Genomic DNA, 15,395 nt, shown 5'->3' on the forward strand with positions numbered 1-15,395 from the left:
CCCACCCTACCGGCGCAGCGGCAGGTCCTCCAGGCGCAGGGCCACCAGCAGCGGCGCCAGGGCCACCAGGGCATCGAGCATGAGCAATTGGCGGAAGGCTTCGCTGGCGAGCGCGCCGCCGGCCAGTTCCAGGGCGGCGCTTGGCGCCTCCGGCGACAGCAGCCAGTAGAGGCTGGACAACACCGCCACGCCCACCGCGCCGCCGAGGCCACGGGCCAGGCCGCAGAGTCCGGTGGCCACGCCCAGGTGCTCGGCCGGCACGGCGCTCTGCACCGCCACCAGGGAGGTGGGGAACTGCATGCCCAGCGCGGCGCCGCAGAGCAGCAGCACCAGCAGGTGGCCGGCCGCCGATAACGGTAGCCAGGCCCAGGCCAGCAGGGCCAGCGGCAGCAGGGTGCTACCGGTCACCAGCAGGCGTTTGTAGCGGCCCCAGTGGGCGCTGAGGCGACCGCCCAGGTAAGCGCCCACCGGCGCGCCGAAAGCGATGGCGGTCAGTTGCGCGGTGCTGCCGGCAAGCCCCTCGCCGCTGGCGTGCAGGGGAATCAGCACGGCCAGGCCGACGGCCTGGAAGCTGGCGAAGAGCAGCATCATCCAGCCGCCACGGGCCGTGGCGATGCCCAGCAGCGGCAGCGGAATCAGCGGATCGCCGGCGCGCTTCTGGCTGGCCACGAACAGCGGCAGGGTTACCACGCACAGGCCGAGGGCCGCCAGGTTGCGCGCCTCCAGCGGATCGCTGGCATGGCCGACGCGGCCGATCAGCCAGAGCAGGCTGGCCAGGGCGACACTCAACAGTGCCGCGCCGAGGTAGTCGATGCGCGAATCGCGGCGTTTCTGTGCCAGGCGGGCCAGGGCCGGGCGGGCCATGAGATAGGTGAGCACCCCCAGCGGCAGGTTCAGCCAGAACACCCAGTGCCAACTCAGGGTCGTGCTCAGGTAGCCGCCCAGCAGCGGCCCGGCGAGGCTGGCCAGGGCGAACATGCTGCTGAACCAGCCTTGATAGCGGCCGCGCTCGGCCGGCTCCACCAGGTCACCCACCAGGGCCTGGGTGGTGGCCATCAGGCCGCCGGCGCCGATGCCTTGCAGCAGCCTGGCCGCCACCAGTTCGGACAGGTCGCGTGACAGGGCGCACAGCACCGAAGCCACCACGAACAGCAGCAGGGCGGCAGCCAGCATCGGCCGGCGCCCAAGCTGGTCGCTCAGCTTGCCGAACAGCGGGGTGGCGACGGTCATCGCCAGCAGGTAGCCGGAAACCACCCAGGCCAGCAGCTCGGCGCCGGCCAGCTGGCGGGCGATGGTGGGCAGGGCGGCGGCGACTATGGTCTGGTCCAGTGCGGCCATGAACAGGCCGAGCATCAGTCCGGGCAGGAGCCGGCGCAGCTCCTGGTGAGGCACGGCGAGCGAAGCGGTGGGGGCGTTCATCGGGTTCCTTGAGCCTCGCGGGCAGGCGTCTCGCGCGTGTCGGCGATGGGGAAGGGCACTGTATGCCAATGACCGGTCGCGGTCACCGCGGATAGCGGCGGCGCGTCGGTCGGATGATCGGGCGAGGCGGGGCCGGCCTTGTGGGCGAGACCCGTTGCCGCCGGGCAACGACCGGGGGTGTCCGGTGTGCGAAGGCGGCAAAAAAAGACTCCCGGACCAGCCGGCGCCGGGAGTACGAGGGCAGGGCGTCCCGTGGCGCCGGGACGACCCTGCTCACGGCGCGGTAGCAGCCGTGGAGCAACGAACCATCAATGCTTGGGCGGCGGGCCGCCGGGAGCCCATTTCTCCTGGTAGCGGAAGAGGAAGTACTGCGAGTTGTCGGCGCCGGGTGCCGCCACCCGGGCGGCCCAGCTGTCGTCGTGCTGGTCCATGTCGGCGTCGTACTCCACGTGGCAGCCCATGGGGCTGTTGAAGTACCAGAACCAGTTGGAACCCAACTGGTGGCGACCCGGTCCCCAGAACGACTCGTAGCCCTTCTCGACGAAGCGGGTGCCGGCCAGCATCACTTCGGTCGGGCCGCCCATGTGGAAGGTGAAGTGCTCGATGCCTTTCATGAAGGGCGGGGTCTGGATCAGGAACAGGGTGTGGTGGTCCAGGGTGCCGGCCGGGCGCAGGAAGGGCCCGGTGTCGACGAAGCGATCGGTGCAGACGAAGCCCAGGCGGGTGTAGAAGGCTTCCGCCCTGGCGTGGTCGGGCACGAAGTAGACCACGTGGGAGAGGCTGCGCGGCAGGGCCGCGATCTCGTCGCTGGCGCCCAGGGCGTTGACCGCACGGCCCGGTTCGGCGCCGGGGGCATTGCTGGCTTCGCCCGGCAGGTCGAGGGGGCGGCGCAGGCTGATGCGGAAGCCCAGGGCGAAGCCCATGTCGTCCACCGCACGCAGCACGCCATCTTCGCCACGGACCACCTCGCGGTCCCTGGACAGCTCGGCCTCGATGGCCTGCAGGGCGGCTTCGTCGGCCACGCCATAGACCGTTTCGCGTAGGGTGCTGGCGGTTTCCATGGCCCTGGGCAGGCGCGGGTCGTCGCGGTGGCGGATCTCGATGCCGGTGCCGTCCAGGGCTTCGAGGTAGCCGCCGGTTTCGTCCAGGTTGCGCGGCTTGAGGCCGTAGTCGCGGAGGTATTGCACGCAGGCGTCGACGTTATCGACGCCGAACACCAGGTAATCAGGTCCGATGATCTTCATGGTCGGGTTCTCGTCTCGGCGATCAGGCGGTGTGGCCGCCGAGGGTTTCGGCGACCCAGTCGGCGATGTACTGGCCGGCGTTGATGGAGTTGTCGAAGCTGGAGTGCTGCACGCCGCCCTCGCGAGGGGTGAAGATCTTCAGTTCGCGCTTGGGGCTGTTGACCAGTTGCTCGTAGGTGCGGTGGGCCCACTTGAGCGGGATCTGCGAATCCTGTTCGCCGTGGGTGACCAGGAAAGGCACCTTGATGCGTTCCACCACGCCGTCGAGGTGGACGTTCTCGGCAATGGTCATGAACTCGTCGACGTCCTTGCCGCCCCAGACCCAGCGCACGTGCTCCCAGTAGTGCGGCACCGGGAAGCTGCCTTCGCGCTCCAGGCGGCGCTTCTGTACCTCACGCCAGTCGTGGTTGGCGCCCCAGACGACGCCGCAGGCGAAGCGCGGCTCGAAGGCCACGACGCGGGGGCAGTAGTAGCCGCCGAGGGACACACCCTCGCAGCCGATGCGCCTGGGGTCGACGTCGGCACGGGTTTCCAGCCAGTCGAACACGCGGCTACCCCAGTGCTCGGCGTCGTAGCGGGCCTTGAGGTCATGCAGGCGCAGGGCTTCGCCGGTGCCCGGCTGGTCGATCAGCAGGGAAGACACGCCGCGCTTGGCGAGCCACATAGGCAGGCCGACGCGGTATTTCATTTCCTTGGTGGAATCCAGGCCGTTGAGCTGGACCAGCAGAGGCGCCGGGCCTTTCACGCCTTCGGCGCGTACGAAGAGGCCGGAGATGACCTTGCCCTCGTAGGGGATCTCGACCCGCTCGCAGTTCTCGCCGGACAGGTCGATGCCCCGGGCGAAGGTGTCGAGGAAGCGCTGGTACAGCTCCAGGCGGCCGGGGGCGCCGTGGGCCTGCAGGCGTTCGCAGGTCAGGTAGTAGGTGGCGGCGCGGTTGTACTTCTCGCCGGCCGAGAGCCGGCGGCCTTTTTCTTCATCCTCGCGGGCCAGCTCGCAGAGTTTGTCGGCCATCTTCGACCAGGTATCGCGGAAGGCGCGGGTGCCGGCGGCGTCGGGTTGCTTGGCGGCTTCCTGGAGCGGTTCGCACATCTCGACGATTTCGCCGATGCGCGCGCCCATCTCGATGGCGAGGTCCACCGAGAGGTTCCAGACGTAGTTGGTGGGGAAATAGCGGAACATTTTGTTGTTTTCCTTCTTCTGGTCCGGGTCGCCATCGCCCCCTCTACACGGGGCTATCCGCACGGGTCGCAGTGAACGGACGGGCAGGGCGCAAGGCGGGCGACCCGGTATGAACGCTCCCGCAGCAGGCAGTGGCGCGGGCGTCGACCACCCCTTGGGGCGGCCTGGGCAAGCTCGCATGGGGTCAGGAATTCGACAAATCGCTTGTTCGGATGCCAGCTATCGGATCGCGAGATACATGGTCCCACCCCTCGCGCGACAGGCATGGCGAAAGGCGATGCCTCGCATCGTCAGTCTCGATTGGTTGGCCCGCACAGGGGCTGGCTAGGGTATGCGGCCGTGCTCGCTGCGCACTGCCCAATGGAGGAGGCTGCCTTGCCCGTCACCATTCGTACTCTCGATTCCCGGCCCGGTGCTCTGCGGCGCTGGCTGGACCACCTCAGTGTCGGCGGCAAGCTGTCGCTGGGGTTCGCCCTGGTATTGGCCTGCACCCTGGGCATGGCGCTCACCGCCCTTCATGCGCTGCGCGCGACCCAGGCCGGCGCGGAGCAGTTGCGCGCCCTCGATCGGCTGCAGGACAGCCTGTCCCAGGCGCGCCTGGCGGAAAAGGATTTCGGCCTGTCACCCGTGCTGGCGGCGGCCGAGCGGGTCGAGACCAACCTGCGGCGTCTGTCTGCCGAACTGCCCCTGACGCAGTCAGGAGAGGCCTTCGGCCGGGCCCTGGAAACTACCATCGGGCAGTATCTGGACGCTTTTCGGGGTTATGCCGGGGCGCGCAGCGCAGCCGTCGAGGCGAGCTTGCGCATGCAGGCGTTGGCGGAGACCACCGGCCAGCGTTTTAGCGGGTTGTTCCTCGACCAGTTGGACGACATCAACCTTGGCCTCGAACAGGACGCGGCGCCCGGCCCGCAGCAGATGCAGTTGCTGGAGGAGGCGGCCAGCCTGCGCGAACGCTTGGCGAATCTGCGGGACAGCGAGCTGTATTTCTCCCTGGATGCGCAGAAGCGCTACCACGACGATTGGGAGAACCGCAGCAACGAACTGAGCACCGCCCTGACCAGCCTCGCGTCGCGGCTGGATGGCGAGCGTCGCCAGTCCCTCGACGAGGCCAGCCGTGCGCTGGAGGAATATCGCCAGGCATTCCGGCGCTTCGCCGCCAGCGGCGAGTTGGCCACCGCCGCCCAGGCGAGCATGGCGGCATCGGCGGACAAGGTGACGAGCCTGCTGCAGGCGGAGCGGGTCCGGCGTGACGCCGCCCATACCGCACTGCGCCAGCGCCTCGACCTGCAACTGGCGGCCATGGTGCTGCTGGCGCTGGCCCTGAGCGTCGGCGCTTGCCTGGCGATTCGCCGCGCGGTGGTCGCGCCGCTGCGGCGCATGCTGGGGCTCGCCCAGCGGGTGGCGTCTGGTGACCTCGGTGAGCGCCTGGCGCCCTCTGGCCGGCGCGACGAGCTGGGCCGCCTGAGCGACGCCATCGGCCTGATGCTGGAGGCCTTGCGCGCGCTGGTGGGGAGGATAGGCGAGGAGGTGGCGCAGCTGGACCGCGCCGCCGGCTCCCTGGCCGGCATGGTGGAACGCACAGGGCAGGGCGTGCGCGCGCAGCGTCAGCAGACCGACCGGGTGGTCGACGCCATGCAGCGCATGACCGGCGCGGCGGCCGAGACCAGTGCGCAGGTGGACGGCAGCCAGACGGCCCTGGGAGAAGCCGGTGCGCTGATCCGCGAGGGCGACAGCCTGGTGCGCCAGGCCAGTGACAGCCTGCAGCGGCTGTCGCGGGAAATGTCCGCCAGCGCCGCTTCCATGCAGGTGCTGGAAACCCAGAGCGAGGGCATCACCGCCGTGCTGGACGTGATCAACGCGGTGGCCGAGCAGACCAACCTGCTGGCCCTGAACGCCGCCATCGAGGCGGCCCGAGCCGGCGAACACGGCCGTGGCTTCGCCGTGGTGGCCGACGAGGTGCGGGCCCTGGCCAGCCGCACGCGGGATTCCACCGGCGAGATCGATGCCATGATCCAGCGCCTGGGCCAACTGACCCGTGACACCGCTGCGAGCCTGCGCGGCAGTCAGCGGTTGACCGGGGAGGGCGTCGAACTCAGCGGCCGCGCCACTGGGGTGCTGGCGGCGGTCAGTGCGGCGATGGTGTTCATCGAACGCACCGGACGGAGCATCGCCGAGACGGCCACCACCCAGCACGACATGGCCCGCCACGTGGATGCGGCGGTGGGCCAGGTCAGTCAGGTGGTGGAGCAGAACGCCGAGGATTGCGGCCGCCTTGAAGAGGCCTCGGGCAGCCTGCAGCGGCTGAGCGCCAGCCTCGGCGAGGCCGTGGGGGCGTTCCGCAGTGGAACGCCCGATGCCGATGGACTCAGAGGGTGACGGGGGACTCCGGGCGGCGGACCATCTCCATCAGCTTCTCGCGCAGCCAGCGCAGCATGGGGTCGCGATCCAGGCTGCGGTGCCAGCTCATGTACTCCTGCATCGTCGGCAGCTCCACGGGCGGCGGCAGGATGCGCAGCGGCAGGTTGCGCGCATAGAGTCGCGCGAGGCGGCTGTGCATGGTGGCGACGCGCTGGGTGCCGATGACCAGTTGCGGCAGGGTGTTGAAGTCGTGGGTGATCACTTCCAGGCGGCGCTTGCAGCCGTACTGGGACATGAACCATTCCTCGATGCCGGGCGTGCGGCTGCGGCCGAAGGCGACGCCCACATGCCCCAGCTCCAGGTAGCGTTCGAGGGTCAGGCGCTCGCCGATGCTGTGGTTCTCGGCGCACACCACGCAGACGTGCTGCTCGTCGAAGAGCAACTGCGAGGGGTGTTCCTTGGCGACGTAGTGCTCCGGCGCGATCATCAGGTCCACCTCGCCGCGCATGAGCATCTCGACGGCGGTCTCGCCGGGGCTGATGAGTTCGAAGGTGATGTTCGGGGCTTCGTTGTTGATCTCGCGGATCACCTCGGCGAATAGCACGCTGATCAGGTAGTCCGAGGCCATGATGCGGAAGTGCCGCTTGCTCTCGGCGATGTCGTAGACCGGCTTGGCAGTGATGGAAGTCTGGATTTTCAGCAGCACTTCGCGAACCGGGATTTCCAGTTCCTTGGCCAGCGGGGTGGGCATCATCTTGCGGCCGACCTGCACCAGCAGGTCATCTTCGAAGTAGGTCCGCAGGCGTCCGAGAACACCGCTGGTGGCCGATTGGGTCATGTGCAGGCGGGCGGCGGCACGGGTGATGTTCTGCTCTTCGAGCAGCACATCCAGTGCCACCAAGAGGTTCAGGTCCAGGTGCTTGAAGCGCATTCCAGGCATCTCTAGTTGTATTTATTTTCGCGATACCCTGCATCCCGACTAACGATTAGTCAAATTGTTCGCGCCTTCCTAGCCTGTGCTCCCAAGGGCCGCTCTCCGGCTGTCGTGCTGCCTGCCGCGCTTGCGTGGTCCCCCTCGAAATACCTACCCGGCACGGGCCGTCACGCTCGCGATCGCCCGTGCGCTCCCACAACAAGAACAAGGATTCATCGATGAGCGATATCAGCAAGGTACTCATAGTCGGCGGCGGCATTGGCGGCCTCTGCGCGGCCATCGCATTGCGCCGCCAGGGCGTGGCGGTGGACCTGGTGGAGATCAAGTCCGAGTGGACCGTCTACGGCGTCGGCATCATCCAGCAGAGCAACGTGGTGCGCGAGATGGCCCGCCTCGGCGTTCTCGACGACTACCTCGACGCCGCCTACGCCTTCGAGGACGTCGGCATCTACGACCTGCAGGGCAACGCCCTGGTGCGCATTCCCGGACAGCGCCTGGCCGGCCCCGAGTATCCCGCCAACGTCGGCATTTCGCGCCTGGCCCTGCACCAGGTGCTGAGCGGCACCGCCATCGAACTTGGCGCCCAGGTTCGCCTCGGGCTCACGGTTGAGTCCTTCGAACAGGACGCCACGGGCGTCGACGTGACCTTCACCGACGGCAGCGCCGGCCGCTACGACCTGGTGGTGGGCGCCGACGGCGTCTACTCGAAGATCCGCGGCATGCTCTTCGGCGACACCTACAAGCCGCGTTTCACCGGCCAGGCGGTGTGGCGCTACAACTTCCCCCGGCACCCGTCCATCGACCACCTGGCGAGCTACGTCGGCGCCGAAGGCAACGCCGGCCTGGTGCCGCTGGCCGACGACCTGATGTACATGTTCTCCACCTCCCATGAGCCGAGTAATCCCTGGTACGAACCAGCGCAGCTCGCGGAGCTGATGCGCGACCGCATCGGCCAGATCGGCGGCCTGGTGGGCGAGTTGCGCGAGCAGATCACCGACAGCAGCCAGGTTGTCTATAAGCCGATGGAGGTGGTGTTCGTCAACGAGCCCTGGTTCAAGGGCCGCGTGCTGCTGATCGGCGATGCCGCCCATGCCACCACGCCGCACCTGGGACAGGGCGCCGGCATGGCCATCGAGGACGCGCTGGTGCTGAGCCTGGAACTGACCGGCGCGGGCTCGATTCAGGAGCGTCTGCAGCGTTTCATGGACCGCCGCTTCGAGCGCTGCAAGTACATCAGCGAGAACTCGATCATGGCCGGCGAACGGGAAATGGCCCGCGATGCCAGCTTCGACCGCATCGGTCTGACCAAGGCAATGCTCAAGCTGACCGCCGAACCCATCTGAAGTCCGCGGCCGGCCGCCGGAGCGGCCGCCGTTCCCGTCTTTCCGCACGCCGTACCCGGTTCGCTCCGGGCACGACGGGCGTCTTTGCATGAGGTCAGTGTCCATGATCGAGGTCAGGGTCACCCGCAAACACCCGGAAGCCGAGGGCATCGTCAGCTTCGAACTGGCCCGCGCCGATGGCGGCGCGTTGCCGCCGTTCAGCGCCGGCTCCCATATCGATGTGCATCTGCCCAACGGCCAGGTGCGCCAGTACTCGCTGTGCAACGACCCGGACGAGCGACACCGCTACCAGATCGCCGTGCTGCTGGACCCGGCCAGCCGTGGCGGCTCGCAGGCCATGCACGAACAGGTCGGGGAGGGCAGTGGCATCCGCATCGGCGAGCCGCGCAACCTCTTCCCGCTGGCCCATGGCGCCCGCCGCACGCGGCTGTTCGCCGGCGGCATCGGCATTACCCCGATCCTCTGCATGGCCGAGCGCCTGGCCGCCATCGGGGCGGAATTCGAAATGCATTACTGCGGCCGCTCGGCGGCGCGCACGGCCTTCGTCGAGCGCATCGAGGCCTCGGCGTTCGCCGGACGGGTGAGTTTCCACTTCGACGATACCCGGCGCCTGCAGACGGCCGAGGCGCTGGCGAACTATGCCGACGGCGATCACCTGTATGTCTGCGGTCCCGGCGGCTTCATGGCCCACGTGCTGGACGAGGCGCGCAAGGCCGGCTGGCCGGAGTCGGCCTTGCACCGCGAGTACTTCGCTGCCGAGCCTCAGGCCAAGGGCGATGACGGTGCCTTCGAGGTGCAACTGGCCAGCGATGGGCGTTGCTTCCAGGTGCCGGCGGATCGCAGTGTGGCCGACGTGTTGCTAGAGGCCGGGATCGATCTGCCGCTGTCCTGCGAGCAGGGCATCTGCGGCACCTGCCTGACCCGTGTGCTTGAGGGCGAACCAGAGCACCGCGACATGTTCCTCACAGTCGAGGAGCAGGGGCGCAACGACCAGTTCACGCCCTGCTGCTCGCGCTCGCGCAGCCCGCGACTGGTGCTGGATCTCTGAGCTTCGCGGCAATCCCGCCGGGCCCTGGCGCGCGTGGCGCACCCTACGGTTGGTAGGGGGCATCGCTGTGCGCACCGGACTCGCTGGTGGATGTGAAGAGCGACATCCACCCTACGGGGCGGAGCTTCGCGGCAGCGGACCGATGGCGGAGGCGATCACCGCCGCTTCAGTCTGTTCGCGGGTCAGCGAGCCCAGCATGTAGGGCTTGAGCATGCGGCTCTGGCGCAGCCGCGCGTAGCCGTAGAGCGTCGACCACATGGCGATCAGGCGCGCCTGCAGGCGGTCGTCGTCGGTTTCTTCCAGGGCTTCCTGCAGCGTCGCCGCGATGCCCGCGTAGATGCTCTGGAGCAGGCCGCCCAGTTCGTCTTCGTCCTCGGCCTGCTGCAGCAGGCCCGAGTCGTACATCAGCAGGAACAGCCCCGGCTGCGATTCGGCGAATGCCAGGAATGCCTGGCAGGCCGCCCGCGCCTTGTCCTGCGCCGTGCCCGTACCCGCTGCCACGTTGCGATGGGCTTGCAGCAGGCGGCGGAATCCTTCGCCCGCGCAGGCGCGCAACAGGGCGTCGCGATCGGCGAAGTGCCGGTAGGGCGCGCCCCTGGAAACCTCCAGTGCCTGCGCCAGGTCGCGTAGCGATAGCTCCTGGTAACCATTCTGTTCAACCGCTTCGAGGGCGGCGTCGATCAACGATTGCCTCAGGTTTCCGTGGTGATACGCACGTGTCTCGTTCATGGAATAAGCCATTGACCGGAGTAGGGGGGATGACTAATGTGAGCACTGCTTACATTGCTTCGATGGGCCGTCCCCTGAGCCTTCCCGCCGCTGTCACGGCGGGAAGGCTCGAGCATATCAGGGGGACGGGCCATCGATGCAGGCAACCCTGTCGAAACGCCCACGAGGACAAGAACAAGATGAATTTCCTGAAAAATGCCTGGTACGTCGCCGCCTGGGACGATGAGGTCAGACCCGGCGAACTCTTCGCCCGGACCCTGCTGAACGAGTCCGTGCTCTTTTTCCGCGATGAGGCCGGCAAGGTGCAGGCCATCCACAACCGCTGCCCGCACCGCTTCGCCCCGCTGTCCATGGGCAAGCTGTGCGGCTCCCACGTGCAATGCGCCTACCACGGCCTGGAGTTCGACGGCAGCGGCGCCTGCACCCGCAACCCCCACGGCGAGGGCGCCATCCCGCGCGCCGCCAGGGTGCGGGCGTTCCCGGTGGTGGAGAAATACAGCGTCATCTGGATCTGGATGGGCGAGGCCGAAGCGGCGGATGAAGCGCTGATCCCGGACTTCGGCTGCATGGAGCCGACGCGCTTCTATGTCGCCAAGCGCTACCTGCATGCGCGCGCCAACTACGTGCTGGAGTCGGACAACATCCTCGATCTGTCGCACATCCAGTACCTGCATCCGAGCACCCTCGGCAGCAGCGATGTCAGCCGCGCCATCACCAGTGTCGAGCAGCACGGCGATACGGTGTGGTCCTACCGCCAGACCGTCGCCGAGATCATGCCGGACTTTCTCTACGGCGCCATGGGCATACCCCACGGCACACTGGTGGACCGCTGGATCGACGTGCGCTGGGACGCGCCCGCCAACATGCTCCTGCTGGCCGGGGCGGTGCCTACCGGGCGCCCGCGCGCCGAGGGCCGGGAAACGCCGCTGCCGCACCTGTTCACGCCAGAAACCGACACCACCACCCACTACTGGTTCGCCTTCCCCATCCCCCGGGAGATGGGTGAGATGGGCGAGGGGATCGCCGAGCAACAGGTGTCCGCCCTCAACCTGCCGTTCAGCACCGAGGACCTGCCGATGCTCGAAGCCCAGCAGCGGATGATCGGCGATGCCGACTTCTGGTCCCTCAAGCCGATCCTGCTGCCCGGCGACGCCGCGGCGGTGCGCGCGCGCCGTGTGCTGGACAAGCTGATCGCCGACGAGCAGGCGGCCTCGCAGATCAGCGTGCTCGCGGTCTAGGGTTGGTATCCCGCCGGGCGATGGCTCGCATCGCCATTCGCGATTGGTTGGGGCAGGGGTGCCATGGCAGCCTGCGCCCCAATCCCACCTCCCCAAAAAACCGAGCTACCGAGGTACGCCGTGCCCCAGACATTTCTTTGCCGCGAAGACCAGCTGGAAGAGGGGCGCGCGCTGGGCTTCGACCCCTGGGGCGAGGGCCGTGACACGGTGCTTGCCCTGCTCTGGCGTGGCCAGGTGCGGGTCTACCGCAACCTCTGTCCGCACCTGGATGTGGCCATGCAGTACCGCAAGGACCGTTTCATGTCTGGCGATGGCCAGCACATCGTGTGCTTCGCCCATGGTGCGTTGTTCCAGCCAGACAACGGCTTCTGCGTGCTCGGTCCCTGCCTCGGCCAGTCGTTGCAGGCGCTGACGGTGCAGGCCGATGCGGCGGGCGGGATGTGGTTGGAGGAGAGTGGCGCCCTTGTCGCCGATGGGGCGCGCCCATGCGTTTCCATGGCCTCGACCTGAACCTGCTGGTGGTGCTCGACGCGCTGTTCGTCGAGCAGCACGTCACCCGCGCCGCCGCGCGCCTGCATCTGACCCAGTCGGCGGTCAGCGCCGCCCTCGGCCGCCTGCGCGAACATTTCAACGACCCGCTGTTCGTCCTGGTGGGCGGCAGCATGCTGCCGACGGCGCTGATGCAGGGGCTCCATCCGCGAATCCAGGCGGTATTGGAGAGCGCGCGGGATATCGCCTTTTCCAATATCCGCTTCGAACCGGGGGAGACGCGCCGGCGCTTTCGCATCCTGGCGTCGGACTATGTCATCGCGGTGCTCATGCCGGCGTTGCTAGGTCGCCTCGCCAGCCTCGCCCCGCAGGTGGACCTGCAACTGCTCACCCTCGTGCCCCGAGGCGGTGTCGAGCCTGGCACTGGCAGCCTGGTGGACGAGGCCTTGGAACATCGGCACTGCGACCTGGTGATCCTGCCCCATGCCCATGGCTCGTCGCGCCATCCGCAGCAGCCGCTGTTCGAGGACGGTTTCAGCGTCATCGCCTGCGCGGAGAATCCCGGGTTGGCCGAGGGCCTGACCATGGAACGCTACCTGGCGGCGCCCCATGTGGTGCGCGAGACTGGCCCCGGCGCCCAGGGCAGCATGGAGGCGGAATTCCTCGCCAGCCATGGCCTGGAACGACGGGTGGCGGTGGCCGTAGAGCAGTTCGGGCTGATCCCTGAATTCGTCGTTGGCGGCCCCTGTATCTCGACCCTCCACAGCCGCCTGGCGCGGCTCTACGCACGGCGTTTCCCGCTGCGCCTGCTTGCGCCGCCGCTGGCTATGCCGCCGACCCTGCAGGTGGTGCAGTGGCATGCCTACCAGGACAGCGATCCGGCGTTGGCCTGGCTTCGCGGGCTGCTGGCCGAGGTCGCCGCCTGAGGGCCGCGGGCATCAATTTCCTTCATACCCCGCCAGCAGCAAACTTCACTTCCCGCACTCCAGGGGCACTGGGTAGCGTGATGGCACGACAACAAGAGGCCACACCGCCATGCCCAGACTCCACGTCCACTGCAAGACCCTGTTCACCGGCCTGGAAGACCAGGCTCGCCACGACCAGGCGCTGATCATCGTAGACGGCCTGTTCAGCCATGTTGGCCCCCGTGCGAGCGCCCCGCAGCCTTTGCCCGGCGAAACCCTGATCGAAACCGGCGAGCACTTTGTCATGCCCGGACTGGTGGATGTCCATACCCATCTGGTGTTCGGCAACGCCAAGAGCGAGGAGGACATCGACCTCCACGTCTCCGCGGAATTTCGCGCCCTGCGCGGCCTGTTCTTCGCCCAGCACGTGCTGGCCGCCGGCTACACCTCGGTGGTGGTGCCCGGCGATGCCGGCCAGTGCAGCATCGCGGTGCGCGACGCCATCAACGCCGGCCTGTTCGCTGGACCGCGCATCGCCGCCAGCAGCAACGTGATCGCCAACCGCCAGAGCCTCAACGACTGGTTCCCGAGCTGGGTCGGCACGCCGGAATACTTCACCGGGCGCTTGTGCGCCACCCGTGACGAGCAGATCGCCGAAATCCGCCGCCAGTCCAAGGATGGCGTCGACCTCATCAAGATCGCCATGGACGGCACCCAGCGCCGCGCCAACGGCGAACACATCGCCGCCTTCACCGAGGCGGAGACCCGCGCGATGGTCGAGGAAGCCCATCGCCTCGGCAAGAAGGTGGCGGTGCACGCCTACGGCCGCGAAGCGGTGCTCTACGCCGCCCGCGCCGGGGTCGACGTGATCTTCCACGCGTTCTTCCTCGACGACGCCTGCATCGAGGCGATGCTCGAGTCCGGCAGCCACCTGGCGCCCACCTTCACCATGCTGGCCAACAACGTCGAGTTCGCCGAGGACTACGAGCCCTCCACCCGCAGCGGATACGCGGCCATGCAGCAGCGGGTGATCGACGTCGGCTGCCGCAACCTGCGCCGCGCGCGCGAGGCCGGCGTGCCCTTCATGACCGGCAGCGACAGTGGCTTCGCCATCACGCCTTACGGTGAATGGCATGCGCGGGAGATCGAGATACTGGTGGACTGGTTGGGCTTCACCCCAGCCGAGGCGCTGCGCGCTGCCACCTCGGTTTCGGCACGCATGCTGCCGGCCACGCAGCCAGTGGGCGCCATCGAGGTGGGGCGGCGGGCTGACTTCATCCGTATCGACGGTTCGCCCCTGGAGAACGTCGCGATCCTGCAGGAGCGCGAGCGCATTCGCGGCGTCTACCTCGGCGGGCGGCGTATGGAGCCCCAGGTGCCGGGCTACGACCCCTACAAGGTGAGCGACTTCAACACCGTCAAATGGGCCGAGCTGCATACCCGGCAGCGTGCGGTGGCGGCTGGCAAGCGTCCCGTCCCGGCGCGGGGGTGACCGGCATGCGCAGACTCACTCTGGAACTGGCCTCGCTGATGGTCGATGCCGCCCTCGCCGAAGGCCGGCGGCTGGCCCTGCAGCCCCTGTGCGTGGCAGTGCTGGATTCCGGCGGGCACCCGCTGGCGCTCAAGCGCGACGAGCGCGCCAGCCTGCTGCGGCCGCAGATCGCCAGCGGCAAGGCGGCGTCGGTGCTCGGCATGGGCTTCGGTGGCCGCGAACTGGCGCGCCGCGCGGCGGCGATGCCGGCTTTCTTCAACGCCCTGAGCGACCTGGCCGGTGGGCAGATGCTGCCGGTGCCGGGGGGCGTGCTGGTGCGCAATGGCGGCGGCGAGATCCTCGGCGCCATCGGCATCAGCGGCGACACCTCCGACAATGACGAACGCTGCGCCATCGCCGGTGTGCTGGCGGCGCACCTGGTGCCGGATACCGGCGAGTCCTGATCTGCCTGGCTAGCTGTACGACTCCAGCGAGACTGACGCTATGGCCTGCCGAGACGCACGTGTTCGTTGATCTGCTGGTCGAACATAGCCGCGAGCAAAGGTTGGCATAGCGCTTCGACGCCAGGCACTAATTTGGGAGGTGTATGCCGGACGAGAGGCCTCAGGTGGGGAGGAGCGCTTCTCACCGGAATCAGCCAGTCCCGAATGGCAGCCATAGCTAAAAGCAGACATTAGCGACACTCATGGATAGTTTTTCATGCAATGGTTTCCGGGGGGGCGGGCTAACTCTCATCCTGGCCGCGAGAAGAAACCATCGGCATGATTTCATTCGTGTCCGTGGCGTCTGTCATCGATCGGCGAAAACCCTTGATCGATTCACCCAGGTCACCGCCGAGGTGCCGCAGACGCTTACCGCCAAATAGCACCAGAGCGATCAGCAGAATGACTGCCCAGTGCTTCCAATCGAAAATACCCATTTGCAGTTCTCCTCTCCAGGTCAAGTGATCTTGTGCCCGTGAGCCTGCCGGTCCGCGTGGTACGAAGAACGCACCAGGGGACCTGCCGCCACGTTCG

Annotated in this window: 14 protein-coding genes and 1 pseudogene; 8 read left to right on the plus strand and 7 right to left on the minus strand. The window is 67.9% G+C overall.

Annotated features, from left to right (window positions below):
• Nucleotides 1-6 precede the first annotated feature (6 nt).
• From E8F06_RS02805 to E8F06_RS02815, 3 genes are all read right to left on the minus strand, one after another.
• Entirely contained in the window at nt 7-1,419 is a 1,413-nt protein-coding gene (locus tag E8F06_RS02805) for an MDR family MFS transporter (RefSeq protein ID WP_280363982.1), read from the minus strand.
• A gap of 308 nt (nt 1,420-1,727) precedes the next feature.
• Nucleotides 1,728-2,663 carry a VOC family protein gene (locus E8F06_RS02810; protein WP_280363985.1) on the minus strand — a complete coding sequence of 312 codons (936 nt, stop codon included), beginning with the start codon at nt 2,661-2,663 and terminating at the stop codon, nt 1,728-1,730.
• A gap of 22 nt (nt 2,664-2,685) precedes the next feature.
• Nucleotides 2,686-3,843, minus strand: a complete 1,158-nt coding sequence (locus E8F06_RS02815) for a prolyl oligopeptidase family serine peptidase (RefSeq protein ID WP_280363987.1) — start codon at nt 3,841-3,843, stop codon at nt 2,686-2,688.
• 375 nt (nt 3,844-4,218) lie between these two features.
• On the opposite strand from E8F06_RS02815, the gene E8F06_RS02820 reads away from it, so the two are divergent.
• Nucleotides 4,219-6,219 carry a methyl-accepting chemotaxis protein gene (locus E8F06_RS02820; protein WP_280363989.1) on the plus strand — a complete coding sequence of 667 codons (2,001 nt, stop codon included), beginning with the start codon at nt 4,219-4,221 and terminating at the stop codon, nt 6,217-6,219.
• On the opposite strand, the gene E8F06_RS02825 is transcribed toward E8F06_RS02820, so the two are convergent.
• On the minus strand, nt 6,209-7,132 hold the full coding sequence (locus E8F06_RS02825) for a LysR family transcriptional regulator (protein WP_280363991.1): 924 nt from the start codon (nt 7,130-7,132) through the stop codon (nt 6,209-6,211). The genes E8F06_RS02820 and E8F06_RS02825 overlap by 11 nt on opposite strands.
• A 221-nt stretch (nt 7,133-7,353) precedes the next feature.
• On the opposite strand from E8F06_RS02825, the gene E8F06_RS02830 reads away from it, so the two are divergent.
• Together E8F06_RS02830 and E8F06_RS02835 are read left to right on the plus strand one after the other, a co-directional pair.
• On the plus strand, nt 7,354-8,478 hold the full coding sequence (locus E8F06_RS02830; protein ID WP_280363993.1) for an FAD-dependent oxidoreductase: 1,125 nt from the start codon (nt 7,354-7,356) through the stop codon (nt 8,476-8,478).
• A 103-nt stretch (nt 8,479-8,581) separates the two neighbouring features.
• Nucleotides 8,582-9,526, plus strand: coding sequence for a PDR/VanB family oxidoreductase (locus tag E8F06_RS02835; RefSeq protein WP_280363995.1), 945 nt, complete (start codon nt 8,582-8,584; stop codon nt 9,524-9,526).
• 111 nt (nt 9,527-9,637) lie between these two features.
• On the opposite strand, the gene E8F06_RS02840 is transcribed toward E8F06_RS02835, so the two are convergent.
• Nucleotides 9,638-10,255 carry a TetR/AcrR family transcriptional regulator gene (locus E8F06_RS02840; RefSeq protein ID WP_280363998.1) on the minus strand — a complete coding sequence of 206 codons (618 nt, stop codon included), beginning with the start codon at nt 10,253-10,255 and terminating at the stop codon, nt 9,638-9,640.
• 179 nt (nt 10,256-10,434) lie between these two features.
• Here E8F06_RS02840 and E8F06_RS02845 point away from each other — a divergent pair, with 179 nt between their 5' ends.
• From E8F06_RS02845 to E8F06_RS02865, 5 genes are all read left to right on the plus strand, one after another.
• A complete protein-coding gene (locus tag E8F06_RS02845; RefSeq protein ID WP_280364000.1) occupies nt 10,435-11,493 on the plus strand; it encodes an aromatic ring-hydroxylating dioxygenase subunit alpha in 1,059 nt (352 codons plus the stop codon).
• Between the two features lie 120 nt (nt 11,494-11,613).
• Nucleotides 11,614-12,003: a Rieske 2Fe-2S domain-containing protein gene (locus E8F06_RS02850; RefSeq protein WP_280364002.1), complete on the plus strand. Its 390-nt coding sequence runs from the start codon at nt 11,614-11,616 to the stop codon at nt 12,001-12,003.
• Entirely contained in the window at nt 11,979-12,908 is a 930-nt protein-coding gene (locus E8F06_RS02855) for a LysR family transcriptional regulator (RefSeq protein ID WP_280364004.1), read from the plus strand. The genes E8F06_RS02850 and E8F06_RS02855 overlap by 25 nt, the downstream gene beginning before the upstream one ends.
• 109 nt (nt 12,909-13,017) lie before the next feature.
• On the plus strand, nt 13,018-14,379 hold the full coding sequence (locus E8F06_RS02860; RefSeq protein WP_280364006.1) for an amidohydrolase family protein: 1,362 nt from the start codon (nt 13,018-13,020) through the stop codon (nt 14,377-14,379).
• Nucleotides 14,380-14,384: 5 nt separating this feature from the next.
• Complete coding sequence (locus E8F06_RS02865; protein ID WP_077522374.1) at nt 14,385-14,822, plus strand: heme-binding protein; 438 nt, start codon at nt 14,385-14,387, stop codon at nt 14,820-14,822.
• 347 nt (nt 14,823-15,169) lie between these two features.
• On the opposite strand, the pseudogene tatA reads toward E8F06_RS02865, so the two are convergent.
• Nucleotides 15,170-15,298 (minus strand): annotated as a pseudogene (tatA, locus tag E8F06_RS02870) (twin-arginine translocase TatA/TatE family subunit); the annotation flags it as partial.
• 20 nt (nt 15,299-15,318) lie between these two features.
• Nucleotides 15,319-15,395, minus strand: a 77-nt coding sequence (locus E8F06_RS02875) for a hypothetical protein (protein WP_280364008.1), incomplete at its 5' end; no start/stop codon positions are given.

Origin of the sequence: Pseudomonas sp. BN411 (assembly GCF_029871235.1) — a bacterium.
GTDB lineage: Bacteria > Pseudomonadota > Gammaproteobacteria > Pseudomonadales > Pseudomonadaceae > Metapseudomonas.

What these genes read in the sequence shown, in the direction of transcription:
- E8F06_RS02805 (WP_280363982.1), bottom strand. Translation starts at nt 1,419, where the DNA reads ATGAACGCCCCCACCGCTTCGCTCGCCGTGCCTCACCAGGAGCTGCGC.
- E8F06_RS02810 (WP_280363985.1), bottom strand. Translation starts at nt 2,663, where the DNA reads ATGAAGATCATCGGACCTGATTACCTGGTGTTCGGCGTCGATAACGTC.
- E8F06_RS02815 (WP_280363987.1), bottom strand. Translation starts at nt 3,843, where the DNA reads ATGTTCCGCTATTTCCCCACCAACTACGTCTGGAACCTCTCGGTGGAC.
- E8F06_RS02825 (WP_280363991.1), bottom strand. Translation starts at nt 7,132, where the DNA reads ATGCGCTTCAAGCACCTGGACCTGAACCTCTTGGTGGCACTGGATGTG.
- E8F06_RS02830 (WP_280363993.1), top strand. Translation starts at nt 7,354, where the DNA reads ATGAGCGATATCAGCAAGGTACTCATAGTCGGCGGCGGCATTGGCGGC.
- E8F06_RS02835 (WP_280363995.1), top strand. Translation starts at nt 8,582, where the DNA reads ATGATCGAGGTCAGGGTCACCCGCAAACACCCGGAAGCCGAGGGCATC.
- E8F06_RS02840 (WP_280363998.1), bottom strand. Translation starts at nt 10,255, where the DNA reads ATGAACGAGACACGTGCGTATCACCACGGAAACCTGAGGCAATCGTTG.
- E8F06_RS02845 (WP_280364000.1), top strand. Translation starts at nt 10,435, where the DNA reads ATGAATTTCCTGAAAAATGCCTGGTACGTCGCCGCCTGGGACGATGAG.
- E8F06_RS02855 (WP_280364004.1), top strand. Translation starts at nt 11,979, where the DNA reads ATGCGTTTCCATGGCCTCGACCTGAACCTGCTGGTGGTGCTCGACGCG.
- E8F06_RS02860 (WP_280364006.1), top strand. Translation starts at nt 13,018, where the DNA reads ATGCCCAGACTCCACGTCCACTGCAAGACCCTGTTCACCGGCCTGGAA.
- E8F06_RS02865 (WP_077522374.1), top strand. Translation starts at nt 14,385, where the DNA reads ATGCGCAGACTCACTCTGGAACTGGCCTCGCTGATGGTCGATGCCGCC.